27 protein-coding genes and 1 tRNA gene are annotated in these 26,868 nt (G+C 68.8%); 10 read left to right on the top strand and 18 right to left on the bottom strand.

The features are described 5' to 3' along the window. Positions 1-26: 26 nt before the first annotated feature. Together JOE30_RS10545 and JOE30_RS10540 are read left to right on the top strand one after the other, a co-directional pair. The gene (locus JOE30_RS10545; RefSeq protein ID WP_204866546.1) at positions 27-956 is read left to right on the top strand and encodes an NADP-dependent oxidoreductase; all 930 of its coding nucleotides are present in this window, start codon (positions 27-29) and stop codon (positions 954-956) included. Between the two features lie 30 nt (positions 957-986). Next, on the top strand, positions 987-2,579 hold the full coding sequence (locus JOE30_RS10540) for an ABC-F family ATP-binding cassette domain-containing protein (RefSeq protein WP_239532345.1): 1,593 nt from the start codon (positions 987-989) through the stop codon (positions 2,577-2,579). Between the two features lie 12 nt (positions 2,580-2,591). On the opposite strand, the gene JOE30_RS10535 is transcribed toward JOE30_RS10540, so the two are convergent. Both JOE30_RS10535 and JOE30_RS10530 read right to left on the bottom strand, forming a co-directional pair. Then, positions 2,592-2,837, bottom strand: a complete 246-nt coding sequence (locus JOE30_RS10535; protein ID WP_204866543.1) for a hypothetical protein — start codon at positions 2,835-2,837, stop codon at positions 2,592-2,594. Positions 2,838-2,839: 2 nt separating this feature from the next. Beyond that, on the bottom strand, positions 2,840-3,805 hold the full coding sequence (locus tag JOE30_RS10530; protein WP_204866541.1) for an EAL domain-containing protein: 966 nt from the start codon (positions 3,803-3,805) through the stop codon (positions 2,840-2,842). Positions 3,806-3,963: 158 nt separating this feature from the next. Here JOE30_RS10530 and JOE30_RS10525 point away from each other — a divergent pair, with 158 nt between their 5' ends. Next, positions 3,964-5,289: a serine/threonine-protein kinase gene (locus JOE30_RS10525; protein ID WP_204866539.1), complete on the top strand. Its 1,326-nt coding sequence runs from the start codon at positions 3,964-3,966 to the stop codon at positions 5,287-5,289. A 165-nt stretch (positions 5,290-5,454) separates the two neighbouring features. Here the strand turns inward: JOE30_RS10525 and JOE30_RS10520 are convergent, their stop codons facing one another. Together JOE30_RS10520 and JOE30_RS10515 are read right to left on the bottom strand one after the other, a co-directional pair. After that, on the bottom strand, positions 5,455-5,871 hold the full coding sequence (locus JOE30_RS10520; protein WP_204866537.1) for a hypothetical protein: 417 nt from the start codon (positions 5,869-5,871) through the stop codon (positions 5,455-5,457). A 24-nt stretch (positions 5,872-5,895) separates the two neighbouring features. Next, on the bottom strand, positions 5,896-6,825 hold the full coding sequence (locus tag JOE30_RS10515) for a glycoside hydrolase family 43 protein (RefSeq protein ID WP_204870252.1): 930 nt from the start codon (positions 6,823-6,825) through the stop codon (positions 5,896-5,898). Between the two features lie 234 nt (positions 6,826-7,059). Here JOE30_RS10515 and JOE30_RS10510 point away from each other — a divergent pair, with 234 nt between their 5' ends. Beyond that, a complete protein-coding gene (locus JOE30_RS10510) occupies positions 7,060-7,986 on the top strand; it encodes an aldo/keto reductase family oxidoreductase (protein ID WP_204866535.1) in 927 nt (308 codons plus the stop codon). A gap of 134 nt (positions 7,987-8,120) precedes the next feature. Here JOE30_RS10510 and JOE30_RS10505 read toward each other — a convergent pair whose 3' ends face one another. Beyond that, positions 8,121-8,684 (bottom strand): AAA family ATPase, encoded by a 564-nt coding sequence (locus JOE30_RS10505; RefSeq protein ID WP_204866533.1) that lies wholly within the window; start codon positions 8,682-8,684, stop codon positions 8,121-8,123. A gap of 212 nt (positions 8,685-8,896) precedes the next feature. Here JOE30_RS10505 and JOE30_RS21295 point away from each other — a divergent pair, with 212 nt between their 5' ends. Next, on the top strand, positions 8,897-9,571 hold the full coding sequence (locus JOE30_RS21295; RefSeq protein ID WP_239532343.1) for a VOC family protein: 675 nt from the start codon (positions 8,897-8,899) through the stop codon (positions 9,569-9,571). 138 nt (positions 9,572-9,709) lie between these two features. Then, positions 9,710-9,940, top strand: a complete 231-nt coding sequence (locus tag JOE30_RS10490) for a hypothetical protein (RefSeq protein ID WP_204866531.1) — start codon at positions 9,710-9,712, stop codon at positions 9,938-9,940. A 12-nt stretch (positions 9,941-9,952) separates the two neighbouring features. Here the strand turns inward: JOE30_RS10490 and JOE30_RS10485 are convergent, their stop codons facing one another. The 6 genes from JOE30_RS10485 to JOE30_RS10460 form a co-directional block, all read right to left on the bottom strand. Next, positions 9,953-10,630 carry a haloacid dehalogenase type II gene (locus JOE30_RS10485; protein WP_239532342.1) on the bottom strand — a complete coding sequence of 226 codons (678 nt, stop codon included), beginning with the start codon at positions 10,628-10,630 and terminating at the stop codon, positions 9,953-9,955. 123 nt (positions 10,631-10,753) lie between these two features. After that, positions 10,754-11,005, bottom strand: a complete 252-nt coding sequence (locus tag JOE30_RS10480) for a hypothetical protein (protein WP_204866528.1) — start codon at positions 11,003-11,005, stop codon at positions 10,754-10,756. Further along, positions 11,002-11,199, bottom strand: coding sequence for a hypothetical protein (locus JOE30_RS10475; RefSeq protein WP_204866527.1), 198 nt, complete (start codon positions 11,197-11,199; stop codon positions 11,002-11,004). The genes JOE30_RS10480 and JOE30_RS10475 overlap by 4 nt, the downstream gene beginning before the upstream one ends. Positions 11,200-11,388: 189 nt before the next feature. Further along, positions 11,389-11,462, bottom strand: a tRNA-Leu gene (locus tag JOE30_RS10470). 29 nt (positions 11,463-11,491) lie between these two features. Beyond that, on the bottom strand, positions 11,492-12,331 hold the full coding sequence (locus tag JOE30_RS10465) for a sulfurtransferase (protein ID WP_239532341.1): 840 nt from the start codon (positions 12,329-12,331) through the stop codon (positions 11,492-11,494). Positions 12,332-12,375: 44 nt separating this feature from the next. Then, positions 12,376-13,809 carry a short-chain fatty acid transporter gene (locus tag JOE30_RS10460; protein WP_204866526.1) on the bottom strand — a complete coding sequence of 478 codons (1,434 nt, stop codon included), beginning with the start codon at positions 13,807-13,809 and terminating at the stop codon, positions 12,376-12,378. A 146-nt stretch (positions 13,810-13,955) separates the two neighbouring features. Here JOE30_RS10460 and JOE30_RS10455 point away from each other — a divergent pair, with 146 nt between their 5' ends. Further along, positions 13,956-14,300 carry an MmcQ/YjbR family DNA-binding protein gene (locus JOE30_RS10455; protein WP_204866525.1) on the top strand — a complete coding sequence of 115 codons (345 nt, stop codon included), beginning with the start codon at positions 13,956-13,958 and terminating at the stop codon, positions 14,298-14,300. Here the strand turns inward: JOE30_RS10455 and JOE30_RS10450 are convergent, their stop codons facing one another. The 5 genes from JOE30_RS10450 to JOE30_RS10430 form a co-directional block, all read right to left on the bottom strand. Further along, a complete protein-coding gene (locus JOE30_RS10450; protein ID WP_204866524.1) occupies positions 14,301-15,248 on the bottom strand; it encodes a Ppx/GppA phosphatase family protein in 948 nt (315 codons plus the stop codon). After that, complete coding sequence (locus JOE30_RS10445; protein WP_027504060.1) at positions 15,245-15,760, bottom strand: DUF501 domain-containing protein; 516 nt, start codon at positions 15,758-15,760, stop codon at positions 15,245-15,247. The genes JOE30_RS10450 and JOE30_RS10445 overlap by 4 nt, the downstream gene beginning before the upstream one ends. Positions 15,761-15,808: 48 nt before the next feature. Continuing rightward, complete coding sequence (locus JOE30_RS10440; protein WP_204866522.1) at positions 15,809-16,390, bottom strand: septum formation initiator family protein; 582 nt, start codon at positions 16,388-16,390, stop codon at positions 15,809-15,811. An 8-nt stretch (positions 16,391-16,398) separates the two neighbouring features. After that, positions 16,399-17,694, bottom strand: coding sequence for a phosphopyruvate hydratase (gene eno, locus JOE30_RS10435; RefSeq protein ID WP_204866520.1), 1,296 nt, complete (start codon positions 17,692-17,694; stop codon positions 16,399-16,401). 153 nt (positions 17,695-17,847) lie between these two features. Continuing rightward, the gene (locus JOE30_RS10430) at positions 17,848-18,603 is read right to left on the bottom strand and encodes a lytic transglycosylase domain-containing protein (protein ID WP_204866518.1); all 756 of its coding nucleotides are present in this window, start codon (positions 18,601-18,603) and stop codon (positions 17,848-17,850) included. Positions 18,604-18,810: 207 nt separating this feature from the next. Between JOE30_RS10430 and efeU the strand changes: the two genes are divergently transcribed. From efeU to efeB, 3 genes are all read left to right on the top strand, one after another. Further along, a complete protein-coding gene (gene efeU / locus JOE30_RS10425; protein ID WP_204870245.1) occupies positions 18,811-19,653 on the top strand; it encodes an iron uptake transporter permease EfeU in 843 nt (280 codons plus the stop codon). 92 nt (positions 19,654-19,745) lie between these two features. Continuing rightward, positions 19,746-20,885, top strand: a complete 1,140-nt coding sequence (efeO, locus tag JOE30_RS10420; RefSeq protein ID WP_204866516.1) for an iron uptake system protein EfeO — start codon at positions 19,746-19,748, stop codon at positions 20,883-20,885. After that, on the top strand, positions 20,866-22,146 hold the full coding sequence (gene efeB / locus JOE30_RS10415) for an iron uptake transporter deferrochelatase/peroxidase subunit (protein WP_204866514.1): 1,281 nt from the start codon (positions 20,866-20,868) through the stop codon (positions 22,144-22,146). Before efeO ends, efeB begins: the two co-directional genes overlap by 20 nt. A gap of 4 nt (positions 22,147-22,150) precedes the next feature. Here the strand turns inward: efeB and JOE30_RS10410 are convergent, their stop codons facing one another. Then, positions 22,151-23,158 carry a MazG family protein gene (locus tag JOE30_RS10410; protein ID WP_204866513.1) on the bottom strand — a complete coding sequence of 336 codons (1,008 nt, stop codon included), beginning with the start codon at positions 23,156-23,158 and terminating at the stop codon, positions 22,151-22,153. Between the two features lie 7 nt (positions 23,159-23,165). Further along, positions 23,166-26,855 (bottom strand): transcription-repair coupling factor, encoded by a 3,690-nt coding sequence (mfd, locus tag JOE30_RS10405; protein ID WP_371831663.1) that lies wholly within the window; start codon positions 26,853-26,855, stop codon positions 23,166-23,168. Positions 26,856-26,868 lie beyond the last annotated feature (13 nt).

Here is a 26,868-nt window from a genome sequence, read left to right as displayed (position 1 = left end):
CGACACAAGAACTCAGGAGACTCACGATGCGCGCACTCGTCCTCACCCGCCACAAGGACCCTCTCGTCGAACGGGATGTTCCGGAGCCGATCGTTGGCGAGTTCAGGCAGATACTCCCGTACACCCTTCCCCGCACACTCGGCCACGACGTCGCCGGCACCGTTCTCGCGGTCGGCTCGGCAGTGCGGTCCTTCGCCCCGGGGGACGAGGTCTGGTCGCGGCCACCGACCGAACACATCGGCACCTTCGCCGAGCGCATCGCCGTTCCCGAGTCCGACGTGGCACCGAAACCGGCCGGCATCAGCATGGCCGAGGCCGGATCGTTGCCCCTCGTCGCGCTGACCGCGTGGCAGGCGTTGGTCGAGCGAGGCGGTCTGCAGGCCGGTCAGACGGTGCTGATCCATGCGGGGTCCGGTGGTGTGGGCACCATCGCCATTCAGCTCGCGAAACATCTGGGAGCGACCGTGGTGACCACGGCCAGTGCCCGCAACGCGGACTTCCTGCGGGAACTGGGCGCCGACGTCGTGATCGATTACCACACCGACGATCTCGACACCCTGTCCGGCGTCGACCTCGTGCTCGACAGCGTCGGCGGTGAGACACTCGAGAAGTCGCTCCGCGTGCTGAAGCGGGGCGGCAAGGCCATCGGGATCACCGGCCCGCCGGATCCCGCCTTCGCCTCCGACGCCGGCCTGAACATCGTCGTCCGCACGGCCATCGCCGTGATCAGCCGGAAGATTCGTCGACGGGCGGCGAAAGCCGATGTGTCGTACGAGTTCCTGTTCATGCACCCGGACGGCGGTCAGCTGCGCGAGATCGCCGCGCTGATCGAGAACGGGGCGCTCCGTCCCGTCGTCGGCCGCACCATCACCTTCGACGAGATCCCCGAGGCGCTGTCGGCGATGTCCGCCGGCGGCAACCGCGGAAAGATCGTGGCCACCCGTCCCGTCGCCTGATCGACGGCGGCTGCCGGTAGCGTCGTCGCGATGAGCTGGATTCGCATGAACGACGTCACCGCCGGCTACGAGCAGAAAGTCGTTCTCCGCGAGGTGTTCTTCCGTATCTCCGACGGCGACCGGGTGGGCCTGACCGGCCGCAACGGCTCGGGGAAGACGACACTCCTGCAGCTGCTCCTAGGGCGCGTGGCGCCGGACTCCGGCACGGTGGACGTCACCGAGGGTGCTCGGGTCGGTTACTTCTCCCAGTTCTCCGAGCTCGACGGCGATCGCAGCATCACCGCCGAGCTGGAGTCGCTCTTCGGGGACATCAGGGCGGTGGAGAGCGAACTGGCCGAGGTCGAGACGGCGCTCGGAGGCGACATCGACGAGAAGGAGATGTACCGCCTCGTCGACCGGCAGGCCGAGCTGCTCGAGCAGATGGAGGTCGGCGGTGGATGGACGTACCATCAGCAGATCGACACCGCCCTGTCGATGCTCGGTTTCGACGCCGAGCGTCGAGAACTGCCGGTGGACAAGCTGTCCGGTGGTTGGCGCAACCGAGCCGCGTTGGCCCGCATCGTCCTGAAATCGCCCGATGTCCTCCTTCTGGACGAGCCGACCAACTTCCTCGACGTCGCCGGGATCACGTGGCTCGAGCGGTGGCTCCGTGACTTCCGCGGCGCTCTGCTCCTCGTCTCCCATGATCGCCATTTCCTCGAGCAGGTGGTGACCACCATCGTCGAGATCGAGAACAACCGGTTGCACACCTACGACGGCAGCTACTCGGAGTACGTGCAGCAGAAACAAATTCGACTGAAGAACCTCGAGAAGGAATTCAGCACCGAGCAGCAACTCCTGGCCTACGAACAGGACGCGATCACCGACCGGAAAGAAGCCGCGAAGAATCCGAGCGGCGTACTGAAGCGGCGACTGGCGTCGATCAAGAAGAGCAAGACCCCTCGCCCGGTCGATCAGATCATCACGTCGATCTACGGCGGACTGCACGTGCACGACGACCTCTGCGTCGTCGACGGTGTCACGAAGGGGCACGGCGGCGATCCTCTGTTCGCGGATCTCTCCTTCGAGATCCATCGGGGCGACCGCATCGCGATCACCGGACCCAACGGCTGCGGGAAGTCCACGCTCCTCGACGTGCTGACCGGTCTCGCACCAGCCGACTCCGGAACGGTGAAGTGGAAGGTCAAGGCGCCCGCGTTCATTCACTACAACACGGTGCTCGCGAACCTCGATCCGGCCGACACCGTCACGCACGCGGTCAACGCGATGCCGGACAGCCTGGCACTGACGGCGACCCGGAAGGACGTGGCACGCTTCCTCGCTCTGCTGCAGTTCTCCGATGCCGAACAGAAGCAGCGCATCGGAACACTGTCCGGAGGTCAACAGGCACGCGTCGCGTTGGCGCAGTGCCTGCTGTTCGGAGCCGGCGTCATCGTGCTGGACGAGCCGACCAACCACCTCGACCTCCCCAGCGCCCAGGTCCTCGAACGTGCCCTGACGGCGTTCCCCGGGGCCGTCGTCGTCGTGAGCCACGACCGCTTCTTCATCGAGAAGGTGGCCTTCCGTCAACTCGCCTTCGACGGCCAGGGCGGCGTGGAGAAGATCGCCGGCGTGCAGATGTAGCCCGGGGTTCGCTCAGCGCGGCGGCACTCGGTGCAGAAGCAGCGTTGCCGCGTCGAGCACCTGATCGCGGTCGCGGGTGAGTCGATACTCCACACACGGCTCCCCGTCCGCGGTGCACGGCACCGCGGTCAGCGCCGCGGCGAATTCCGGGTCCACCACCACGATCGAGTGTTCTCTCGCCAGCGGCTCGCTCTGTCCGATCACGACGACGCGATGGTGGCCGGCCCATGATCGCGCGTCTCCCGCGGTGAACAGCACGGTCAGAGCACTACGTTCGGACAGCCCATCGAGCAGCTGCCGCCGAGTCCCGGCCATCGTCTCCGGCTCCGGGACTGTGACGAGCACCAGCGACGTCGGCCCACACTCCAGGGCACGACGGAGCAGATCCTCCTCCAGTCGGCCAGCGCGGCCGGGGTGGTCCGCACCGCGGTACCGCGGCCGTGGGTGAGCCCGAACGGCGTCACGGCCACCGGGGCACGCACCGTCACAGCGGGGCCGGCAAGCCCTGGATGCGGTCGACGCGGCGCGGCGTCGAAACGTGGCAGCGGGCCGGGGACGCCGAAGTACCACCCCTGCCCCCACGAGGCACCGAGCTCGCGGGCGCGGGCCTCGTGCGCAGCATTCTCGATACCTTCGGCGACGACGACGGAACCCGTTCGCGCGGTCTCCGCTGCCACCGCGGCCAGGAGCGCGATAGTCTCGGGCGTGGACGGTTGCTGGATCAGGCGCATCTCGAGCTTGACGACGTCCGGTCGCAACAACGCCAGCAGCGCGAGGCTCGACGAGTCCGCCCCCACGTCGTCGACGGCGATACGCCACCCGAGGTCTCGGGCGTGCGCGACCGCGCGCAGGATTCCGGCCGGATCCGCCATCAGGTCACGCTCGGTGATCTCCACGACGATGGACTGCTCGGCGGCGTCCGCCAGCGCGGCGCGCGCGAATTCCGGCGGTGGGGCGTCCAGGGCGGCGGGTTCGGAATTCACGAACAACGCCAGCTCACTCGGCAGCCCTGCCGCCGCTGCCCCGCGCACTGCGGACACGCGACAGAGCCAATCGAACTCGGCGGTCACACCCCGGCGCTCGGCCTCGGCGAACAACTCCTCGGGTGAGCCCCCGGACGCCGGCCTCGTCAAAGCCTCGTAACCGACGATCGAGCGATTCCGCAGATCGACGATGGGCTGAAAGACGGTGTCGATCGGGCCGGGAAGAAGAGGGGGTGCGTCCACCACGTGTCCTTCCCGATCCACCACTGTTCCGACGTCCCCACCCGGCCACACAGTGTGCCTCGAGTGTCGTTCGAGTCGGACATCGCCGCTCCGTGTGATCAATGGCCGGCCCGCCCTAGGATCAATGCCCATGGTGAACCCGTCGACAGGTGCGATCAATGGCTGAGCAGGTGGCCGCACCGCAGGCGGGCCCACCCCGCATCGTCGCCGGTCGCTATCTGCTCGGACCTGTCCTGGGCCGCGGTGGTGTCTCGGACGTGTTCCGGGCGACCGATCGGACGCTGGGCCGGGCCGTGGCTGTGAAGTTGTTCCGCAGCGACGACCACACACCGCACGACCGTCGACGCATCGACAGCGAGATGCGCACCCTCGCGTCGCTGACCCACCCCGGCCTGGTCACGCTCCACGACGCCGGCGCCGAGTCCGACGTCGTCGGCTACGACGGGCCCTACCTGGTGATGGAGTTCGTGGACGGCACCACGCTGTCCACGTTCCGCGCGGGCGGCGCCCTGCCGCCCGAGGTGGTCCGGCAGATCGGCCACCAGGTGGCGCAGGCACTGGCCCACATCCACGCGTCGGGCATCGTCCACCGCGACGTCAAGCCTGCCAACATCCTGATCACCCGCGACGACGACGCGGGACTGCGAGCAAAGCTCACCGACTTCGGCATCGCGCGCATCGTCGACTCCGACCCGATGACCGAGCACGGCACCGCCGTCGGGACGGCGCACTACCTCAGCCCGGAGCAGGCGACGGGCGAGCCGATAGGGCCGGCTTCCGACGTCTACTCGCTGGGCCTGGTCCTGACCGAGTGCCTGACGGGACGAATGGTGTTCGAAGGCAGCGCGATCGCCGCCGCGATAGCCCGTCTGCATCGCGACCCGGTGATCCCCGCCGAGCTCGGTCCGGCATGGGTGTCACTGCTGACCGACATGACCTCCCGGACGCCGACCGCGCGCCCGACCGCCGCCGACGTGGCTCGCCGGCTGGACACCCCCACCGAGGACACCGATACCGCAGTTCTCGCGACCCCGGTGGCGGCGCCGTCCGCAGCCGAGTCCGGTCGTCGATCCGCCGTGCCGTGGGTACTCGCCGCGCTGGGAATCTGCGCGGCGCTCGTCACGGTGCTCGCGATCCGCGGGGCGGGGTCGGACGGTGAACCGACGACGGAGCCGCCCTTGTCGAGCACGTCCGTGGTGGTCGAGACGGCGCCGGAAACGACGGCCACCCCCGCCCCGGTACCCGAGACGGTCCCGGAGGTCGCGCCACCGGTCGTCGAGACGACGACGGCTGCTCCCGCACCCGTCGTTCCGCCACCCGCAGCACCCGGGAACGGTAACTCCGGGAACGGCAACGCGGGCAACGGCAACGCGGGCAACGGCAACAACGGGAACGGCAACGCGGGCAACGGCAACGCGGGCAACGGCAACTCCGGGAACGGCAACGGCAACAACGGGAATGGGAACGGGAACGGGAATCGCTGACACGCCCATGATCACCCTCGTTTGTGGCGTGACAGCTCGGGTAGGCCGCACCGGAAGTGTCCGACACTTCGCGGGGAGTCGCCCGTAGGTTCAGAGCACTCCCCCACCGACCACACGTCGCTCCGGCACGCGGCAAGCCCTGACGACGCTGGGTCCGCGCGGCCTTCACCGGTCGGCGTGCGCCCAGCGTCGCGCGCCGGCGAAGGTTCCCGCGAGGACGAGCACGACGACGATCGTCACGGCGGACCACATGGTCGCGGACGCGTCGAAGGAGAACAGCAAGCCTGCTCCCAGTGCGGCCACCGTCGCGACCACCGCACCGAGGGGAAGCGCCACTGCCACCGCCGCCGTCGTGCGCCGGACCAGAGGATCGGAGGTCAGCCGCAGCGTCAGGAACACTGCGAGGAGTGCGAGAACATATGCCGCCGCAACGCTCCCCCCGTAGAGGACGAGCAACCCGTCCACGGGGAACGCGACGGACGCGTCGGGCGGCAGACCGACGAAGGCGGACGCGATCCACAGCACCCCCGGCAGCAGACCGAGCAGGACACCGGTGAGTCCCGCGGCGACGACTCGTCCCATGTCGTCAGCGACGAGCGGCCGACATCACGCCGGCTCTCGCATCACACCGAAGTGCCGCGCGGTTCCGGACACCCCGGGCAGTTCTTGCACCGGTGACCACGTGGTGAGACCGTCCGTGCTGTCCGAGTACAAGTACTTTCCGTCGGTGTAGGCATCGAGGTAGATGCGCCACACGTCGTTCGGCAGCTGGACCAGAGCCGGACCCTCGACCATGGAACCCCACGCGCCGGGGGCGACGAAGCGGTAGGGCCCGAGCACGGTCGGCGCGACGGCATGCTCGACGAACTTCTTCGTCTCGTTCTTGGTGAACGCGTGATAGGTGGACCCGACCTTCACGATCGTCGTGTCGATGTGGTCGGCTCCGATCCCGTCGAGCGGCACCGGAATGCTCCACGAACTCAGAGCGTCGTCGAGTGCCGTCATCAGGTAGGGCACGAAGCCGCCGCCCGTCGACAACGACAGGACGACGTGCACACGGTCACCGTCGACGAACCATTCCGGAGCCCAGGCCTTGGTGACGAACGGCGACAGGGACGGTCCGTCCGCGAAGCCCGCCGACTCGGAGAAGAACGGGATGCGTGGGCCCTTGCCGTCCCCGGTGCCGGGCATGAACGCGCAGCAGAACGGTACCGGTTGCGTGCCCGTGAACGTCCAGTTCACCCGGTCCGGGCTGCGAGCGAAGCCGATGTTCGCACCGTCGGCCGTGGTGTAGGTCAGGCGGTAGGACCCGTCGGTGTGGCGAAAGATGCTGGGGTCACGCACGAGTCCCGACGGCGGCCGGAAGGCGGACGTGCGCTCCGACGTGAACGTGGTCCCGTCCGTCGACCGATACACGTCGAGGTCACGGTCGCTGGCATTGCTGAACGCGACCATCGTGTAGGTCCATTCCGCCGGAGCGGCAGTACTGCTCGCCGGCGCGGCGACGAGCAGGCTCGCCACGGCGAGAAGCACCATCGGTAGGCCGGACAGTCGCCTGCGTCGGAGGGTCGTCACCGATGCAGTCTCCCAGTCCCATCTGTCTCATCTGCACCAGGAGTCACATCGGTGCGGGATCGTTACGCAGGTCGTTCACAGGAAACGCCGCTACCGAAGACGCGGGCCGTCGCGGGGCCCGGTGGCGCGATGCCGGGCGGGCGCATCTGACGATGCGGTTGCGCCCGGAGGTTCGCGGCGGGTAGTCAGGTGCAGATGAAGACCTACGAGCTTCCCGGCACCGATCTCCGCGCGTCCAGCATCGTGCTCGGCCTCATGCGCATCGAGACGCTGAGCGACGAGGAGATCCGAACCCTCGTCGGCACCGCGCGCGATGCGGGGGTGTCGGTCTTCGACCACGCGGACATCTACGGCAGCGAGCGTCATGCCTGCGAGCGCAGGTTCGGTGACGCAGTGACGTTCGCGTCGGATCGAGACGACGTCGTCATCCAGAGCAAGGTGGGCATCCGAGAAGGCTTCTACGACTTCTCGTCCGAGCACATCCTGACCACCGTCGACGAGTCTCTCGCCGCCTTGCGCACCGATCACCTCGACGTCCTGTTGCTGCATCGGCCGGACACCCTCGTGGAGCCGGCCGAGGTCGCGGCTGCCTTCGACACGCTGCACGCGGCGGGCAAGGTACGACACTTCGGCGTCTCCAACCACACTCCCGGACAGATCGAGGTGCTGAAGACCGAGGTGCGACAGCCCCTGATCGTGAACCAGGTCCAGCTGAGCATCACGCATGCACCGCTCGTGGCTGCCGGTCTCGCGGCGAACATCGCCGGACTCGAGCAGTCGGTCGACCGCGACAACGGGTTGCTCGACCACGCGCGACTGAACGGCATCACTCTGCAGGCGTGGTCACCGTTCCAGAAGGGAACGTCGGACGGCGTCTTCCTCGGGGATCGCGAGAACTACCCAGAACTGGACGATGCGCTCCGCGAGCTCGCCTCCGAATTCGGCACCACGCCCACCGCGATCGCCACCGCGTGGATCACCCGGCACCCGGCGAACATTCAGGTGGTGCTCGGAAGCACCAACCCCGGCCGCGTGCGGGAAGCTGCCGCCGGCTCGGACGTGGTTCTGAGCCGGGAGCAGTGGTACCACCTCTTCCGCGCTGCAGGGCACACGCTGCCCTGACACCGGTGAACCATGTTCGCCCGCACCCTTTCTCGGTTCCCGCACGCGACCTCGCGGAGCAACACGCGTGCAGAACGCGACGAGGGGTGCGGGAAGGTCCGGGCGGTGCGGGTGAGTCACTCGGTGCCGACGGGTCAGACCTGAGCTCTCGGCAGACCCCGCACCCAGAGCATCGCCTCGCGGCTCGATCGCAATCGGACGACTCGAAGATGCGGGTACGCACTCACTGCGTCGACCACGCGCCCGCGCATCTTCTTTCTGCCATTCCAGCCCCACCGGACGATGTGTTCCGGGTCGGTGAGGATCGTCCCCAGCGGCGGCTCGATGTTGCCGTTCCACAACGGAACTCGATGTCGGCGGCGATGGAGCGTACGACGGACGAGCCGCACCATGTGCACGTGAACGGGAAGGTCGAGCCACACCAGAGTGTCGGCGCGCTCCGGCAACAGCGGGCCCAGTTGCGTCGTGTACTGCCATTCGGTCACCCACCGCTCGCGGGCCGTGAACGCGTCGACTTCGGCGTGGAAGCGCGGTCGCACAGTCCACCCCGGTCCGTGGAAGAGCGCATCGATCTCGGTGTGCGGCAGACCCGTGCGGTTCTCGATCTCTCGCGCCAGCGTGGTCTTCCCGGCACCCGCCGGCGCCCCGATCAGGATGCGTCGCGGTGGCGGGTCGAGGTGGTCGCGGGATTCGAGCACCTGTCGACTGTAGGGGTTCGAGCCCGTGGACCGCGCCGCCCGGTGACCCGCGGGCTGGGTTCCCGCACTGTTTCTCGGCCCGCGCACGCAACCACGCCGAGCAACACCCGTGCGGCTCGCAAGGATGGGTGCGCGAACACCGGGATTTCAGCGCCCGCAGGAGAGGATGGTCGTCGTACACCCTTCATCGGCACGTCGACGAGGAGCCACGCATGAGCCCGTACGTCCACCTCAGCGGTCAGCTGGTCTGTCGGGACGATGCCGAGCTGGCCGTCGTGTCGGAATGCCTGCCCCGTCATGTCGAGCTGACGCGGGCCGAACCCGGCTGCGTGTCCTTCGACGTCCACCAGAGCGGTGATCCCCTCGTGTGGCTGGTGGACGAGTACTTCGCCGACGAGGCCGCCTTCGCGCGACATCAGGACCGAGTCACGTCGAGTGAGTGGGGCACACGGACGGCGGGCATCGAACGGCGATATGTCGTGGAGCGAGCGCGCGGTGAGGCACCCACCCCGACGACGAGCGGGCCGTTACGCACCGCGGGCATCTCCCTGGATTGTGCGGATCCGGAAGAACTCGTTCGGTTCTATCTGGCCCTTCTCGGTGGTCGTCGACTCTGGCGCGACGACCAGGCGTGCGGGATGCGCACCGATGAGGGACTCGTCGTGGTGGCACAGAAGGTCGAGGAGTACATACCGCCCGAGTGGCCCGGAACCGCCGTGGTGCATCTGGACATCGACGCGGGCAACGATCTGGCCGGTGCGGTGCGGTACGCGGAAACCTGTGGCGCGCGACAGTCCGAACCGCAGTTCGATTCTCGGTGGGCTGTTCTCCTCGATCCGGCCGGACACCCGTTCTGCATCACGACGATGGTGTGGTCCGACCAGTGACGAGTCCGGCGCGGTGGCCCCGCGGTCGATGGGCAAGTGGGATCCGGTGCAGCAGTCCGCGCTGTACGCGGCTGAGTGCACCGGATTCGCTCAGCGCGGCCGGCGTGTTGTTCTGGCACCCACCGAGAGGAACGACAGATGAAACTCCTGACGGCATGCCTCGGCGCAGCGATCGGGGCGCTCACGGCCACAGTGCTGTATTCGATTCTCGTGCCCCCGAAGCGGGTGAACTACGCGTTCGTCTCCGGGCGCGAGCCGCTGTTCGTCGTCGACTGGCAATGGCTGTTCACCGTCGGATCCGGCGCCGTGATCGGAGCTGCTGCGGGTGTGTGGGTCGGGATCGTCATCCGCCGGCGACGCGGCCGGTGATCCGCGGACTCGTCACTCGTCGGTCGAGTCGAACAGTGCGCGCACCACACCGTCGAGCGTCTGCGCCGAGACGTCCGCCTCGCGGAAAGCGGCACTGGGCACCTTCTCCTCGCGGCGGCACCATCCGGTGCGCATTCCTGCGCGTCCCGCTCCCTGAAGATCCCAGGAGTGCACCGCCACCATCGCGCACCGGTCCGCCGGGACCCCGGCGCTCGACACCGCCAGCTCGTACGGCGCCGCTGCCGGCTTCCACGCGCGGACGTCGTCGATGCTGAGCACTTGTTCGACGCGATCGGACACACCCGCCCGGTCGAGGAATCCTGCTGTCGAATCCGCGCTTCCGTTGGACAGGGTGAACACTCGCGCACCACTGGCGACAGCGGCGTCGAGTGCCGCGACGACGTCCGGGTGCGGTGTCGTCTCGGCGAACCCTCCCACGACGTGCTCGATGTCGGCGTCGGGGACGGATCCTCGTGTGTACGCCCGTAGAGCGGACGATGCCACGACGGCGAACGGCTCGTATGCACCGGACAGGGTCAGCGCCATGCCGTCACGCAACAGGTGCGCGAACCATCCGTCGAACGACGACGACGGCGCCACCGCGGTGAACCTGTCACGGACGATGCCGAGATCGGCGAGTGTGCCGACCACGTCGAACACGACGACATCCGGACCAGTGCGTTCTGCCATGCCACCGGCGTACCCGACGCGGCGAGACGTCAACCCGCTCGACCAGCACGCCGACGCCTCGGCGAGCCTCCCCGGACGTGCCCCGTCGTCGGAGTGCGTCCCGGACAGAATTTCACCGAGTCCTCACGCCTCGTCGATCGCCGCGTCCCCGGTGTCCGATCGGGCCACACCGACGGTGAAGGCATTCGCCAACTCGTCGAGCACGCGCTCCGCTCGCGCGGCGCGCCAGGTGTCACCGCACGCGAGCACTCTGTCGCGGTGCGAGGCGAAGTGGGCGCTGAGCAATGGGATGAGGTCGACCGGGATGTCCATCGATCCCCGCGACGGCCGGGCCTCGAACACCTGGTCCACCTCGGCGCGGATGTCCCCGGTCATGACGCATCACTCAGCGTCGCGGGCTGCCCACCGCTCGTTCGACGACGCTCGGCGAGCAGACGCTCGAGTGCCATCAGTCTGAACACCTCATCTGCGGGGGCGTTCTCCCGTACGGCGGCGCGTCGTTTCTGCACGATCGCCACCACGTCGTTCACGTCGGCCGTTCGGTCCATGTCGTCTGCTCTCGACACCATGGCGTTCTCCCTTTCCGACACCGGACGAGTCGTGGAACAGTCGGGCCGATGCCTGGTCTTCGGCCGTCGCGCGGCCGGGAACGAGCGCGCGGCTCGGAGCATCGACCGCGCTGGACGAGGTCGATACCCGGCGGGAGGGCCGGTAAACACCACGAGCGCAGTGCCGAGAAGACGGAAGCACGGTGTCGGTGCCCCCACCGGGACTCGAACCCGGAACACAAGGATTTTAAGTCCTCTGCCTCTGCCAATTGGGCTATAGGGGCCTGCTCGAGGCCAGCCTATCGCGGGCCGTTCAGAAGTCGCCCGCTCCCGTCTCGACCGGTCGCGCGGGATCCGACGACCACGCGGACCACGATCCCGGGAACAGGGCCGCATCGATCCCGGCGAGTGCGAGCGCTGCGATCTCGTGCGCCGCGGTCACACCGGAACCGCAGTAGACGGCCACCTTGTCACCGGGCCGAATACCCATGGTCGTGAACCGATCTCGGAGAACATCAGGCGCAGCGAAGGTCCCGTCGACGGTCACGTTGTCCGACGTCGGCGCACTGACGGCGCCGGGAATGTGGCCGGCACGGGAATCGACGGGCTCGACCTCCCCGCGGTACCGCTCCCCCGCACGTGCGTCGAGAAGACGACCGGGGAATGTGGCGGCATCGTCTGCCGTCACCGTCGGCAGATTGCCCTCGGAGAGCGTCACGTCTCCAGCCCGCGGCGCGGTCTCCTCGCCCGACCGCGTGGGTAGTTCGGCCGCCTGCCACGCGCCGAGTCCACCGTCGAGCATGCGCACGGTCTCGACGCCCGCCCAACGCAGCAGCCACCACGCCCGAGCCGCAGCCATGTTGCCGGTGGCGTCATAGACGACGACGGACGAATCGGTGTCGATGCCCCATCGCCGCGCATCCTTCTGCAGATCGTCGAGTGCGGGCAAGGGGTGTCGCCCGTCCGTGGGCTCCCCGTCACCGGCGAGTTCCGAGCTCAGGTCGACGAAGACTGCGCCGGGGATGTGTGCGTCGAGATAGTGCTGGTGGTTGTCGGGATCACCGAGTGCCCACCTGACGTCGAGCAGCACTGGCGGGTGCGGCGACGTCAGCGCTGCGGACAACTCCGACACGGTCACCAGGATCTCCGACATGGCGATCAGCTTACGACTCGGTGCGCCGCGCCCCTCCGCAACGGCTAAGCGGGGATGACCGGCGGCTCGAAGGTGAACGTCGTCCCGAGCAGCCAGACGAGCAGCAGCACCACCGGGAAGTGGAAGAGGAACTGCAGGAACGTGAATCCGATGAGATCGCGTGCCCGCAGACCCAGGACGGCGAGCAACGGCAGCATGAAGAACGGGTTGATCAGGTTGGGCAGTGCCTCGGCCACGTTGTAGATCTGCACCGTCCAGCCGAGGTTCATCTGCACGTCGGTGGCGGACTGCATGACGTACGGCGCCTCGACCAACCACTTGCCTCCGCCCGACGGTACGAAGAGTCCCAGGATCACGGTGTAGACGGCGATGACCACCGCGAAGGCTCCGCCGCCGCCGACCTCGGTGAAGAACGTGGCCAGGTGCTCGGACACCGTGACCCCGCCCCGCCCTTCGGATTTGGTCAGAATCGCGGCCATCGCGGCGTACAGCGGAAACTGCACCAGAATGCCCGCCGTGGCGGGCACGGCCCTGGCGACGGCATCGAGGAACCGGCGCGGTGTGCCGTGCAGCACGAGTCCCAACATCAGGAACACCAGCAGATAGCCGTTGAGGCTGCTCACCACCGACAGCACCGGCTTCGAGAGAAGTTGCGACACCAGCCATCCCAGCGTCATCGCCCCGGCGAGGATCGGCAGGACGCGGCTGTACTCGAGCCACTCGCCAGGACGGGTACGCGTCGGCGGCTCGGCGATCGTGTCGTCGAGGTCGACCTTCAAGGCCTCGGCGGTCGTGATCGCCGCACCGGTGGGCGCGGAGAAGTGCGCGATGATCACGGTGAGCACGATGATGATCACGCACATGACCAGTGACTGCCACGTGAAGATGGTGGTGCCGAAGTCCAGGACTCCCGTGATGCGGAGCAGGGCCGGCGGGAGCGAGCTCGCGGTGGCCTGGAGCTGCGCCGCGGACGACGACATGCCCAGTGCCCACACCGCGCCCAAGCCCATGAAGGCCGCGGCGCCGAGCGCCCGGTAGTCCACGCTCAGATCGCGTCGCCGGGCGATGGCACGGGCGAGCAGTCCACCGAAGACGAGGCTGAGCCCCCAGTTCAGGAACGACACCGAGCACGACATGAGGGCGACGAAGCTGACCGCCGTGCGTGGGTTGTTCGGCAGCGCGGCCAGTCTCGTGATCAGCCGCGCCACCGGTGGCGACGTCGCCACGACGTACCCGGTGAGCACCACCATGGCCATCTGCAGAGTGAACGCCGTCAGGTCCCAGAACCCGTTGCCGAACGCGTCGACCACGTTCTGCGGCGACGATCCGTTCGCGAACGCGGCGAGCGCCACCACGAGCACGCCGACCAGCGCGAAGATGTAGGCGTCGGGGAACCACTTCTCGGTGCCGCGGGCCAGTGCCTGAGCCGTTCGCGCCAGACCCTTCTCCGCGGGTGCATCGGTGTCGCGGACTGCCATGGTGACCTCCTGGTCGTCGGACGATCGGTGTGTCGGGGACCACAACGGCCTCGATCGACCCTTCCCGTGCGTCCGCCCGAAGGCAAGAGGCATCACTGCACCGTCGATCTGCGGCGATGCAGGAACGCAGGTGGCACACTGCGTCCATGGCGACAGAGGACGACGTCCGACGTATCGCACTCGCGCTGCGCGAGGTGACGGAGAAGCCGTCGTACGGCACTCCCGGCTTCCGCGTGAAGGACCGACTGTTCGCACGGGTCCACGAGATGCCCGACGTTCTGCTGCTCCGCAGACCGAGCGTCGAGGACCGCGAGGCCCTCATCAGCTCGAACCCGGCAGCGTTCTTCACCACCGATCACTACGAGGGTCATGCGTCGGTGCTCGTGCGATTGCCCGAAGTGGACGTCGACGAACTCCGTGAACTTATCGAGGAGGCGTGGGAGTGCCGCGCTCCGGTGACCGTCAGGAAGCTCGGCCCGAAGCCCCAGTGATCACCGCCCGGCGACGCTGAGAGCGATCCCGTCGAGGATGTCGTGCTCGCTCACGACCAGGGTGTCGATTCCGGCTTCGGCACCGATGTGCTCGGCGAGTGTGGCCGCGACGAGGGATCCGCCGCCGATGACGTCGACCCGACCGGGATGCATCGGGCCGAGCACGGCACGGTCCGCCCTCGTCATGCCGAGCAGTCGATCACAGACGTCGCGCAGATCGGTGAACGGGATGCGCGACAGGTGGATCGCGTCCGGATCGTAGGCGGGCAGATTCTGTGCCACGGCCGAGAGGGTGGTCATGGTCCCGGCCACCCCGACCCAGGTGCGGGCATCCTTCACGGGTACCGCGTCGAACGCCGGCCGGAGGCGCTCCGAGGTGAAGGCCTGCCCTGCCCTGCGCTCGGCCTCGGTGGGTGGATCGGAGGGCAGGCATCGCTCGGTGAGCCGAACACATCCGATGTCGGCGGAGAAGGCGGCGCGCACGCCGTCGGCATCTCCGAGCACCAGTTCGGTGGAGCCGCCGCCGAGATCGACCACGAGGAACGGCCCCTCGTCCGGATCGAGGTCGCCGACCGCCCCGGCGAACGACAGAAGAGCTTCCTCGTCTCCCGAGATGACCTCGGCCACTGCGCCGTCCGCGACGGAGGCGAGTGTCCGGCGCGTCATGTCGAAGAACAGATCACGATTGTCGGCGTCGCGCGTGGCCGACGTCGCGACCATGCGCACCGCGTCGACACCGCCCAGCTCGGTGATGATGTCGACGTACTCGAGCAGCGCCGCCTCGGTGCGGTCGATCGCTTCGGATGCGAAGGACCCGGTCGCGTCGACACCCTGCCCCAGCCGGACCACACGCATCTCACGTGCGAGGTCTCGGAGACCGTCGTCGTCCACGTCGGCCACGAGCAGACGAATGGAGTTGGTTCCGCAGTCGATCGCGGCGACCCTCATGCGCGGAGCTCCTCGATGGTGGGCCAGTCCGCGGGCAAGGCCGTGCCGCGCAGGGGCCCCTCGGCGGCCAGTGCCACCGACTCGTCGCCCAGCGGATTTGCACCCGGTCCCTTGGCCAGCGAGTGCGCCATCAACACGTGCAGGCACTTGACCCGGTCCGGCATCCCGCCGCCGGTGAAATCGGTTCCTAGCGACTCGATCTCGTTGCGCTCGGCCAGATACGCCTCGTGGGCTCGAAGGTAGGCCGCGGCGAGCTCCTCGTCCTGCTGCAGCCGCTCGGTCATCTCGCGCATGACACCGGCGGATTCCTGGCGGCTCGCCTCGGCCGTCAGACGGGGGTCCGTGAGGTAGAAGAGGGTGGGGAACGGCGTGCCGTCGGGCAGCTTCGGCGCCGTCCTGACGACGGCGGGGCGGCCGTCCGGGGTGCGGTAGGCGATCTCGAGCACGCCGCGCGGCTCTCGTCCGAGCTGGGCGGACACGGCGTCGAGGTCTTCGCGCGACACGTCGCTCACTGGGTCTGACTCATTTCCGGATCGGGTGGATCGGCGTGCGCCGAGGCGTCACCGTGGGGTGGTCGCCGTGGACCACAGGTCGCTGTACCAGGGTCCGGGCGGGGGCGGCGGCGGATCGTTCTCGATGTCCGATCGTGCACGCGCGCCGGGCAACTGGACTTGATAGGGGGTCTCGCCGGGCATGACGTAACCGAGGCGTTCGCGGGCCTGTGCGGTGATGTAGGCCGGATCGTCGGTCTGGTCCTTGCGTATCTGGAGTTCGGCCACGCGCTGTTCGAGGGCCACTCGCTCGGCGGCGACCTGGGCGGCGTCCCCGCGCTGGGAGATGTACGTCCGCAACGGAACTGCGAGAGTCAGGGCGAGAGCGCAGATCACCACGGCGAGGACGACGGCCTTGCCCGTGGACAGGCCGAGGAACGTGCGTTCCTTCTTCTCGCCGCCGCGGCGGCGTCCGCGCCGACCGACCAGTGCGGCACCCTCGGTGACGACGTCGTTGACCGCGCCGGCGACGGTCCGGGGCTGCGAGGCCCCGGACCCGTCGCGGCGCGTGGAGCGCCCGGGACGCGCGTCACGGCGCGGCGAACGGCCACCCGGCCGTGCCGCACTGCGTCGAGAGTCCCGGTCCGCCATGGGTGAGCTCAGCTGTCCTTCGAGGTGAAGTCGAGCCGCGGGAACGCCAGCTCGCCCGAGTAGCGCGCGGCGTCGCCGAGTGCCTCCTCGATGCGCAGCAGCTGGTTGTACTTGGCGACGCGCTCACTGCGAGCCGGGGCACCGGTCTTGATCTGTCCGCTGCCCACGGCGACGGCGAGATCGGCGATGGTGGTGTCCTCGGTCTCGCCGCTGCGGTGGCTCATCATCGTGCGGTAGCCGCTGCGGTGCGCGAGATCGACGGCGTCGAGGGTCTCGGTCAGCGTGCCGATCTGGTTGACCTTCACCAGGAGAGCGTTGGCGGCTCCCTTGACGATGCCCTCCTCGAGGCGCTCCGGGTTGGTGACGAACAGATCGTCGCCGACGATCTGGACCCGGTCACCGATGCTGTCGGTGAGGGCGACCCAGCCGTCCCAGTCGTTCTCGTCGAGCGGATCCTCGATGGAGACGAGCGGGTACTGGTTCAGCAGATCCGCGTAGAACGCCGACATCTCCTCCGCGGTGCGGGTATTGCCCTCGAAGGCGTATCCCTTTCCGGCGGTGAAGAACTCGGTGGCGGCGACATCGAGCGCGAGAGCGATGTCGGAGCCCAGCGTGAGGCCGGTCTTGCCGATGGCCTCCGAGATGAGGTCGAGTGCGGCCTTGGTGCCCGCGAGGTCGGGGGCGAAACCGCCCTCGTCGCCGAGACCGGTCGACAGGCCCTTGGCCTTGAGGACCGACTTCAGTGCGTGGTAGACCTCGGCGCCCCAGCGCAGGGCCTCCTTGAAGGTCGGCGCACCGATGGGGGCGATCATGAATTCCTGCACGTCCACACCGCTGTCGGCGTGGGCGCCACCGTTGATGATGTTCATCATCGGCACCGGCAGGATGTGGGCGTTGGGTCCACCCAGGTAACGGAAGAGCTCCAGTCCGGCGGACTCGGCGGCCCCCTTGGCCACGGCGAGCGAGACACCGAGCAGGGCGTTCGCGCCGAGGCGCGACTTGTCGGCGGTGCCGTCGAGGTCGAGCAGGGCCTGGTCGACCGTGCGCTGCTCGATGGCGTCGAGGCCGATGACGGCCGGCGCGATCTCGTCGAGCACGGCGTTGACGGCCTTCTCGACCCCCTTGCCGCCGTAGCGATCGCCGCCGTCGCGGAGCTCGACGGCCTCGTGCTCACCGGTGGAGGCGCCCGAGGGCACCGCTGCACGGGTCAGCGTGCCGTCGTCGAGCGCGACCTCGACCTCGACCGTGGGGTTGCCACGTGAGTCGAGGATCTCGCGAGCTCCGACCTGTTCGATGATGGCCACGAATGAACTCCTAGTCAGGCGTTGAACACACAGCTTCGGGCGCGAACCGGTCACCCGTGGTCGGGCGCGGCTCGAAGACAGACTAGCCGCCGCAGCCGCCGCGCTCGATCTTCGACGCGCAGGCGGGCAGGCCGGTGGGAGTTCAGGTCCGCATCAGGACGGCCGGGCACCGACGGAGTAGGCGGAGGCCGCGTCGCGGACGTCCCTCAGGTAGACCCCCGACAGGTTGTAGGCCATGAGGGCGGCCTGCCATCCCTCCGGCGTGGTGAGGTCTCCCCCGCGGGCGCAGAGGTAACGACCCGCGGTGAGCGCGGCGTCGTCGAGATTGTCGGGATCGGCGCGGCCGTCCCCGTTGGCGTCGACGCCCCACTTGCGCCAGGTCTCGGGGATGAACTGCATCGGCCCCATCGCGCGGTCGAGGACGGTGTCGCCGTCGAGTTCGCCGCCGTCCGTGTCGGTGATCTCGGCGTTGCCCGCAGTACCGTCGAGGGGCACTCCGCGGATGGGCGGGGACACTGTGCCGTCGGGACCGACCGACGATCCACCGAAGGTGCCGTGACGGCTCTCGATACGGCCGATCCCGGCGAGAGTGGTCCAGCCGAGACCGCACCCCGGTGACGAGCGGGCCATGACCGCGGCCGCGTGGCCGTAGGCCTCGAGCGCGGTGCGGCCGATACCGGTGGGGTCGACGAGCGGTTCCGCCCAACCGGCGAGCAGGTCGGCCGAGCGACCGGGCGCGTCCACGTCGATCGGCGGCAGGGGCGCTCCGGGCCCCGGCGGGATTCCCTCCGGGATCTCCACCGCGGGTCTGCCCGGATCCAGACCGAGGGCACCGCAGCCGGAGACGACGGCGGCCGTGGCAATGGCAGCCGCGACGACGCGGAGGCGCCGAGAGCGCGGTGGAAGCATGCCTCCATCATCCCGAGCCTGAGTAATAGAACAGTAAAGGTCTTCACAAGTCCTGGTCGGAGGCTGTTTCCCACCCCGAAGCCGGTGTATGTTCACCATTCGTATGAGGGTCGCCTTGCCTAAGACGCCCCACTCCACTCGAACCCGGGAGATCCCGCCGTGTCCACAGTCGCCGTCGTCGCGTCCGCGCCGTCCGTCGTGACACAGATGGTCGGCAGCGGACTGATCGGGGTGCGGGAAGGACTCGAGACCGGCATCGTCGTCATGATCCTGGTCGCGTTCCTCGTGAAGTCCGACCGCCGCGACGCGCTGAAGTGGGTGTGGACGGGTGTCCTGGCCGCCGTGGCCATGGTCGCCGTCGTGTTCACCGTCATCCACCTCGGCACCTCGACGGTCACGGGCCTCACCGCCGAGATCATCGCCGGCGTCGCCTCACTGATCGCCGTCGCGATCGTCACCGGCATGGTCTTGTGGATGCGGTCGGCCGCCGCCTCCATCTCCGGCACGTTGAAGGCCGGCATGGCCCGTGCACTCGACGTCGGACCGGTGGCCGTCACGTCGCTCACCTTCCTGGCGGTCGGGCGCGAAGGGATCGAGACGGCGCTCCTCATGGTCGGCTACGCGGAGAACACCAACGGCAGTTCCTGGCCGCTGCTGGGCCTGCTGGCCGGAATCGCCGTCGCTGCGATCCTCACCGTCCTCCTGTACTTCGGAGCAGTGCGCATCGACTTCGCCCGGTTCTTCCGCTGGACGGGCGTCTTCCTCGTGTTCGTCGCCGCCGGGATCCTGGCGTACGGACTGCGGGCTCTGCAGATCGGCGGAATCCTCCCCGGTGGCAGCGCGACCGCGTTCGACATCAGCGACACCTGGGACGCGGGCAGCTGGTACGGCACCGTCGTCGCCGGCATCTTCAACTTCCGCCCCGAGCCGACCGTGCTGCAGGTCGCGGCCTGGGTGCTCTACCTCGTCGTCGTTCTGCCCCTGTTCCTCCGGCGGCCGAAGGCCGTACCACGAGTCACCGCACCGCAGCCGCAACCCGCCGCCTCCTGACCACACACATCTCCCCGCTCCAGAGCCTCCGGCCTTCCCGCTCCACCACCGACCGGCCTCCGGCCTTCCCGCTCCCGAAAGGGCACCACTCCATGCGCACCACCACCCGCCTCCTCTTCTGCGCCGCCGCGCTGCCGCTGGCCCTCACGGCCTGCACCGAGAAGGAGGCCGCGACCTCGGCCGAGGGCGGCGACATCGTGGTCGACGCGACCGACAGCTCCTGCGACGTCGGAACGACGAGTGCACAGACGGGCAGCTCCACCTTCCAGGTGACCAACAACGGCTCCAAGGTCACCGAGTTCTACGTCTACGGCGAGGGCGACCGCGTCATGGGAGAGATCGAGAACATCGGGCCCGGCGTCTCCCGCCAGCTCATCGTCGCGCTGCCCGAGCCCGCCACGTACCAGACCGCGTGCAAGCCGGGCATGGTCGGCGACGGCCTCCGCGGCGACTTCGTCGTCACGGGTGACGCGAAGGAGTCCGACGTCGACGGGACGCTCGCCGAGGCGGCCGACGGCTACAAGCGTTACGTCGTCAGCCAGGTCACGGCGTTGCAGGAGACGACGGGGGCGTTCGTCACCGCGGTCACGTCCGGTGACGTCGAGAGCGCCAAGGCCCAGTTCCCGCTCGTCCGCACCTACTACGAGCGCATCGAACCCGTCGCGGAGAGCTTCCCCGACGATCTCGACCCTCGCATCGACCTGCGCGAGCCGGACGTCGAGCCCGGCGCGGAGTGGACCGGGTTCCACCGCCTCGAGAAGGACCTGTGGGCACAGGGACTTCAGCCGGACACGAACGCGATCGCCGAGCAGCTGAAGGCGGACGTCGACGAGCTGGTCGAGGGCGTGCAGTCCCCCGACTTCGTGATCGACCCGATCACCGTGGCGGGCGGCGCACAGGGCCTCCTCGACGAGGTCGCCCAGACGAAGATCACCGGTGAGGAGGATTTCTTCTCCCACACCGACCTGTACGACTTCCAGGCGAACGTCGACGGATCGCAGGCAGCGGTGGCGGCGCTCGCTCCGGTGCTGTCCGAGCGGAACCCGGAACTCGCGGCCACCATCGAGCAGCGCTTCGCCGAACTCGACACCGAGCTCGCGAAGTACCGCCAGGGTGACGGCTTCGTCTCCTACGACACGGTCACCGAGCCGCAGCGCCAGGACCTGTCGAAGAAGATCGACGCCCTGTCCGCGTCGGTGAGCCAGGTCCAGGGTGTCGTCGCAGGCGCCTGAGCGGACGTCCGACACGGACGCCGCCGCCACCCCGCCGAGTCGACGCCTCTCGCGCCGCGCGCTCTTCGGTGGTGTGGGAGCCGGCGCACTCGCAGTCGGCGCCGGCGCCGCGCTGGGCCGGTCGACCGCACCCGAACCCGTGGTCGCCGACGCGGCCGAGGCCGTGGTGCCGTTCCGCGGCGTCCACCAGGCGGGCATCGTCACGCCCGCGCAGGACCGCATGCACTTCGTCACCTTCGACGTGACGACCACTTCGCGCGACGAGATCGTCGCGATGCTCACGAAGTGGACGGCGATGGCCGAACGCCTCACCGTCGGCGCCGAGTCGGTACCCGCTGGCGTGGTCGGCGGCGGACAGTACGAGCCGCCGGGTGACACCGGCGAGGCCTACGGCCTGATGCCGTCCAACCTCACGCTGACCATCGGCTTCGGCCCGTCGTTCTTCGACAAGTTCGGTCTGGGCGACCGCAGACCGGCTGCACTGCAGGATCTTCCGCGATTCCCCGGAGACGACCTCGACCCGGCGCGGAGCGGTGGCGACATCGCGGTGCAGGCCTGCGCCGACGATCCGCAGGTGGCTGTGCACGCCATCCGCAATCTCGCGCGCATCGCGTTCGGCACCGCGTCGGTGCGGTGGTCGCAGCTCGGCTTCGGTCGCACCGCGTCGACGTCGACAGCCCAGGCGACACCGCGCAACCTCTTCGGCTTCAAGGACGGCACGAACAACATCAAGGCCGAGGACGCGGCGACCGTCGACGAGCACGTGTGGGTGAACGGCGGCGAGTCCGACTGGATGACGGGCGGCACCTACCTCGTGGCGCGGCGCATCCGGATGAAGATCGAACCGTGGGACCGCGCGGTGCTCGGCGAACAGGAACGCGTCATCGGTCGGTCCAAGGCCACCGGCGCGCCACTGGGCGGCACGGCCGAGTTCGACACCGTCGACCTCGGCTCGTCGACCATCGCGAAGGACGCGCACGTACGACTGGCGTCGTCGGAATCCCTGGGCGGCATCAAGATTCTTCGTCGCGGGTACAACTTCACCGACGGCTCCGACGGCTTCGGCCACCTCGACGCGGGGCTGTTCTTCGTCGCCTTCTGCAGCGATCCGCAGACCCAGTTCGTGCCGATGCAGCAGGCTCTCGCGCGACGAGATGCACTGAACGAGTACATCTCCCACGTCGGATCAGCGGTCTTCGCCTGCCCGCCAGGAGTACCGGAAGGCACCGAGGCCTACTGGGGCTCGACGCTCTTCGGCTAGACGGTCAGCGGTTCTTCTCGTCCGTCTGCGGCCGGTGGTGGGACGCGGCGACGCGCGCGTCGTCCGTGCCCGTCGCCGCGAGCGGCCGCCCGAACATGTCGGTGCCCGGCCAGTACTTGGACCACGCTCGTGCGTCCATCTCGGCCGATCGGACTCCGTCCATGGCGGCGGCGCGCTCCGCGGCTCGCACGTCGGCCACGAACTCGTTGACGGTGCGGCGCAGCGAGTCCTCGGCGCTGGTGGCACCGTGATCACCCGAGATGTCGATGCGCACCGAGAGCATGGACTCCGGGACGAAGTCCTGCGGGAGCCCGGCCTTGACCGCACGGGTGATGACCTGCTGGGCGAGCGCGAGCGAGGGCTGCGCCATGGCGATGCCGTCGAGGCACGACGCGCGAACTTTCTCCGCGGCCTTGCGCTCCTCCCAGGCCTTCTCCTGCGCACCGATGTCGATCGGGGCGCCGGACGTGTCGGCCAGGTGCGGGCTGCGGTGGGTCAACTTGGCCACCAGGGTGGACGCGACGTCGTCGATGTCGAACGCCTCGGCGCCCGCGTCCTTGGCGATGCGCGCGTGGAAGATGACCTGCAGCAGCAGATCGCCGAGCTCCTCCCGGATCGAGTCCGCGTCGCCGGTCTCGATGGCGTCGAGCAGTTCGTAGGTCTCCTCGAGCAGGTATCCGCGCAGCGACTCGTGCGTCTGCTGCGCCTCCCATCCGCCGAGTGAGCGCAGTTTGTCGATGACGAAGACCGCCTCGGCGAGGTTGCCGCCGCGGGGCACCGGCACCTCGATGACGTCCTCGCCGCGCGTGATGCGTTCCTGGACGTCGGGGTTGTCGCGGCTGGTGCTGATGAGCACCTCGGGTTCGTCGTCGCCCGCGGAGGTGAACCCCGTGAGGCGCCAGCGGATGGAGACCGGCACCTCTTCCGTGAAGCCCACCGGCTTGTCCAGCAACGTCACGGCCTGCACCGGCACCATGGTGGGCCGCAGGGGATCCAACAGCAGAATCGTCATCGCGCGCTCACACCCCGATCGGTTGCTCGACTCGTACGGAGCCCGCGGGCTGCCCGTCCATCGCGAGCAGTACGTCGGCGACGAACTGCAGAAGTTCCTCGTCGCGGACACGGGCCGAACCGACTCCACCACCTGCCACCCGCGGAATCGGGATCTGCACCGTGCCGGTGGTCGCCCGATACTGTGCGCTGGGGTAGAGCCGCTTCAACCGTATCTGCTTGGAGTCGGGTAGGTCCATCGGCGCCAACTTCACCATGGTCCCCGCCATCTGCACGTCCACGATGCCGTAGGAACGGCACAGGATGCGCAGGACGGCCACGGCCACGAGCCGGGCGACCTCGGCCGGCACGGGGCCGTAGCGGTCGGTCAGCTCGTCGATGACCGCACGGATCTCGGCGTCGTTCTGCGCCGCGGCCAGCTTGCGGTACGCCTCGAGTCGCAGCCTGTCGCTGGTGACGTAGTCCGGTGGGATGTGGGCGTCGACGGGGAGGTCGATGCGCACCTCCTTGGGCGCCTCGTCGGTGGTGACGGGGCGCCCGTCCGCGACGGCGCGGTAGGCCTCCACCGCCTCGCCGACCAGTCGGACGTACAGGTCGAAGCCCACGCCGGCGACGTGGCCGGACTGCTCCGCGCCCAGCACGTTGCCCGCGCCGCGGATCTCGAGGTCCTTCATCGCCACGGCCATACCGGCGCCGAGGTCGGAGTTCTGCGAGATGGTGGCCAACCGGTCGTACGCCGTCTCGGTGAGCGGCTTCTCCGGCGGGTAGAGGAAGTACGCGTAGCCGCGGTCCCGGCTGCGGCCCACACGTCCACGCAACTGGTGGAGCTGGGACAGACCCAGCGAATCGGCTCGCTCGACGATCAGCGTGTTGGCATTGGAGATGTCGAGGCCCGTCTCGATGATGGTGGTGCAGACCAGGATGTCGAACTCTCGCTCCCAGAAGCCCTGCACCGTCTTCTCGAGCGCGTCCTCGTTCATCTGACCGTGGGCAACCACGACGCGCGCTTCCGGCACCAACCGGCGGATGTTCGCGGCGGCCTTGTCGATGCTGCTCACGCGGTTGTGGACGTAGAAGACCTGGCCGTCGCGCAGCAGCTCACGGCGGATGGCCGCCGCCACCTGCTTCTCCTGATAGGCACCGACGTAGGTCAGGACGGGGTGACGCTCCTCGGGCGGAGTCAGGATGGTCGACATCTCACGGATGCCCGCCATGCTCATCTCGAGCGTGCGCGGAATCGGTGTCGCCGACATCGTCAGGACGTCGACGTGCGTGCGCAGCGCCTTGATGTGCTCCTTGTGCTCGACGCCGAAGCGCTGCTCCTCGTCGACGATGACCAGCCCGAGGTCCTTCCACTGCACACCGGTCTGCAGCAGCCGGTGCGTGCCCACGACGATGTCCACCGTGCCGTCCGCGAGTCCGGCGAACGTCTCCCGCGACTCGGCGGCATCGGAGAACCGGGACAGTCCCTTGACCGTCACCGGGAAGTTGGCCATCCGCTCGGTGAAGGTCTGCAGATGCTGCTGGGCCAGCAGGGTGGTGGGAACGAGCACCGCCACCTGCTTGCCGTCCTGGACGGCCTTGAAGGCCGCTCGGACGCCGACCTCGGTCTTGCCGTAGCCGACGTCGCCGATGACCACGCGGTCCATCGGGACGGGCTTCTCCATGTCCGCCTTGACCTCGTCGATGACGGTCATCTGGTCGACGGTCTCGGTGAACGCGAAGGCGTCCTCCATCTCCTTCTGCCACGGGGTGTCCGGCCCGTACGCGTGACCGGGCGCCGCCTGCCGCGCCGCGTAGAGCTGCACGAGCTCTCCCGCGATCTCTCGGACGGCCTTGCGGGCCTTGCGCTTGGTGTTGGTCCAGTCGGATCCGCCCAGCTTGCTCAGGCTCGGCATCTCGCCGCCGACGTAGCGGGACAACTGGTCGAGCGACTCCATGGGAACGAAGAGACGGTCACCCGGATGGCCGCGTTTGCTGGGCGCGTACTCGACGACGAGGTACTCACGGCGTGCCCCGCCGATGGTCCGCTCGACCATCTCGACGAAGCGGCCGATGCCGTGCTGGTCGTGGACCACCATGTCGCCGGCCGTCAGCGCGAGCGGATCGACCTGGTTGCGACGCTTGGCAGGCAACCGTTTGCCGTCGCCGGCCGCCACGACCCGGTTGCCGGTGAGATCGGCCTCCGTCACGACCACCAGGCCGGCGTCACGCAGGACGAGACCCGAGTGCAACGACCCACACATCACGCCGACGACGTCGGGGCCGGGCTCGGCTCCGGCGTCGAGTGGGAGCGCCGGCACTCCGGCCTCCCGCAGGCGTTCGACCGTGCGCTGCGCCGTTCCCGCGCCCGCGACGACGACGGCCACACGGCCGCCGGACGCGAGGTGCGCCGTGAACATCTGGAAGAGCGTCGCGAGCGCCTCCTCGGAGCCGCGCACGTCCGGCGCCGCGTCCACGTCGAGCACGATCTCCTCGTCGCTGCCCGAGGCGAGCGGGCCGACGGTCCACCACGGCCGACCGGCCGCCTCCGCGGACTCTCGGACCTGCCGGAGCGACCGGTACGCGGACGCGCTGAGATCGAGGTCGAGGACGGCGCTCTCGTCCGTCACGCTGCTGGTGTCGAGAGCTGCGGTGTCGAGCGGAGCGGCCGCACCGATGCTCGCGGCCGTCCACGACGCCTCGAGGAACTCCTTGCCGGTCCGTACCAGATCCGTCGCGCGCGTACGCACCTTCTCCGGGTCGCACACCAGCACGTGGGCGCCGTCGGGCAGCGCGTCGGTCAACAGTTCGAGACCGCCCGCCTTCAGCACCGGCAGCAGCGCCTCCATACCCTCGACCGGAACGCCGGCGGAGATCTTCTCGAGCATCTCCACCAGGATCGGGTCGCCGGTGTTGTCGGCGGCGAGACGCGCCGCACGCTCACGCACCGCCTCGTCGAGAATCATCTCCCGGCAGGGCGGCGCGATGACCGTGTCGACCTCCACGTCGGGGATGGAACGCTGATCCGCGACCGAGAAGGCGCGCAGGTCGGTGACCTCGTCACCCCAGAACTCGACACGGACGGGGTGATCCGCCGTCGGCGAGAACAGGTCGAGGATGCCGCCGCGGACCGCGAACTCACCGCGTTTGCCCACCATGTCGACCCGCGTGTAGGCCAGTTCGACCAGTCGCTTCTGCAAGTCCTCGAAGTCGAACTCCGCCCCAACCCGTAGGCCGACGGGCTCTATCTCGCCCAGTCCACGCGCCATCGGCTGGAGCACCGAGCGCACCGTGGTGACGATGATCTTCAGCGGGACGCCGTAGTCGGCGTCCTGCGGCCGGGCGAGGCGCCGCAGTACCTCGATACGACGACCGACGGTGTCCGCTCCGGGAGACAGACGCTCGTGCGGCAACGTCTCCCAGGACGGGAACTGCGCCACGGCGCCGCCCACCATCTCCGTGAGCTCGGCCGTCAGATCGTCGGCCTCGCGGCCCGTCGCGGTGACGAGCAGGACCGGTGTGGTGCGGGACATGGCCGCGGCGATGAACGCCCGTGCCGGAGTGGGTGCCACCAGGGTGGCCTCGCGGCGCCCGGACAGATCGACGATCTGCGCGAGCGACGCGTCACGCAACGCGAATTCCAGCAGGCCCGACATCCGGCCCGCACCGTCGTCCGGGGTCTGCGCGGGGGAAACATGGACGGACGGCGAGGACACCAGCAGAACTCCT

Source organism: Rhodococcus sp. PvP016, assembly GCF_017832185.1.
Classification (GTDB): domain Bacteria; phylum Actinomycetota; class Actinomycetes; order Mycobacteriales; family Mycobacteriaceae; genus Rhodococcoides.
The sequence above is the reverse complement of the archived record's forward strand: the minus strand, read 5'-3'. Positions and strand labels throughout refer to the sequence as shown.

Coding starts and splice junctions, on each gene's coding strand:
- JOE30_RS10515 (WP_204870252.1), bottom strand. CDS start 6,825: ATGGTGCTTCTCGCCGTGGCGAGCCTGCTCGTCGCCGCGCCGGCGAGC.
- JOE30_RS10450 (WP_204866524.1), bottom strand. CDS start 15,248: ATGAGGGTCGCCGCGATCGACTGCGGAACCAACTCCATTCGTCTGCTC.
- JOE30_RS10480 (WP_204866528.1), bottom strand. CDS start 11,005: ATGACCGGGGACATCCGCGCCGAGGTGGACCAGGTGTTCGAGGCCCGG.
- JOE30_RS10540 (WP_239532345.1), top strand. CDS start 987: ATGAGCTGGATTCGCATGAACGACGTCACCGCCGGCTACGAGCAGAAA.
- JOE30_RS10485 (WP_239532342.1), bottom strand. CDS start 10,630: ATGGCAGAACGCACTGGTCCGGATGTCGTCGTGTTCGACGTGGTCGGC.
- JOE30_RS10510 (WP_204866535.1), top strand. CDS start 7,060: ATGAAGACCTACGAGCTTCCCGGCACCGATCTCCGCGCGTCCAGCATC.
- JOE30_RS10545 (WP_204866546.1), top strand. CDS start 27: ATGCGCGCACTCGTCCTCACCCGCCACAAGGACCCTCTCGTCGAACGG.
- JOE30_RS10410 (WP_204866513.1), bottom strand. CDS start 23,158: ATGACGATTCTGCTGTTGGATCCCCTGCGGCCCACCATGGTGCCGGTG.
- JOE30_RS10475 (WP_204866527.1), bottom strand. CDS start 11,199: ATGGTGTCGAGAGCAGACGACATGGACCGAACGGCCGACGTGAACGAC.
- JOE30_RS10525 (WP_204866539.1), top strand. CDS start 3,964: ATGGCTGAGCAGGTGGCCGCACCGCAGGCGGGCCCACCCCGCATCGTC.
- JOE30_RS10460 (WP_204866526.1), bottom strand. CDS start 13,809: ATGGCAGTCCGCGACACCGATGCACCCGCGGAGAAGGGTCTGGCGCGA.
- JOE30_RS10490 (WP_204866531.1), top strand. CDS start 9,710: ATGAAACTCCTGACGGCATGCCTCGGCGCAGCGATCGGGGCGCTCACG.
- efeU (WP_204870245.1), top strand. CDS start 18,811: ATGGTCGGCAGCGGACTGATCGGGGTGCGGGAAGGACTCGAGACCGGC.
- efeO (WP_204866516.1), top strand. CDS start 19,746: ATGCGCACCACCACCCGCCTCCTCTTCTGCGCCGCCGCGCTGCCGCTG.
- JOE30_RS21295 (WP_239532343.1), top strand. CDS start 8,897: ATGAGCCCGTACGTCCACCTCAGCGGTCAGCTGGTCTGTCGGGACGAT.
- JOE30_RS10440 (WP_204866522.1), bottom strand. CDS start 16,390: ATGGCGGACCGGGACTCTCGACGCAGTGCGGCACGGCCGGGTGGCCGT.
- JOE30_RS10455 (WP_204866525.1), top strand. CDS start 13,956: ATGGCGACAGAGGACGACGTCCGACGTATCGCACTCGCGCTGCGCGAG.
- JOE30_RS10520 (WP_204866537.1), bottom strand. CDS start 5,871: ATGGGACGAGTCGTCGCCGCGGGACTCACCGGTGTCCTGCTCGGTCTG.
- JOE30_RS10430 (WP_204866518.1), bottom strand. CDS start 18,603: ATGCTTCCACCGCGCTCTCGGCGCCTCCGCGTCGTCGCGGCTGCCATT.
- JOE30_RS10465 (WP_239532341.1), bottom strand. CDS start 12,331: ATGTCGGAGATCCTGGTGACCGTGTCGGAGTTGTCCGCAGCGCTGACG.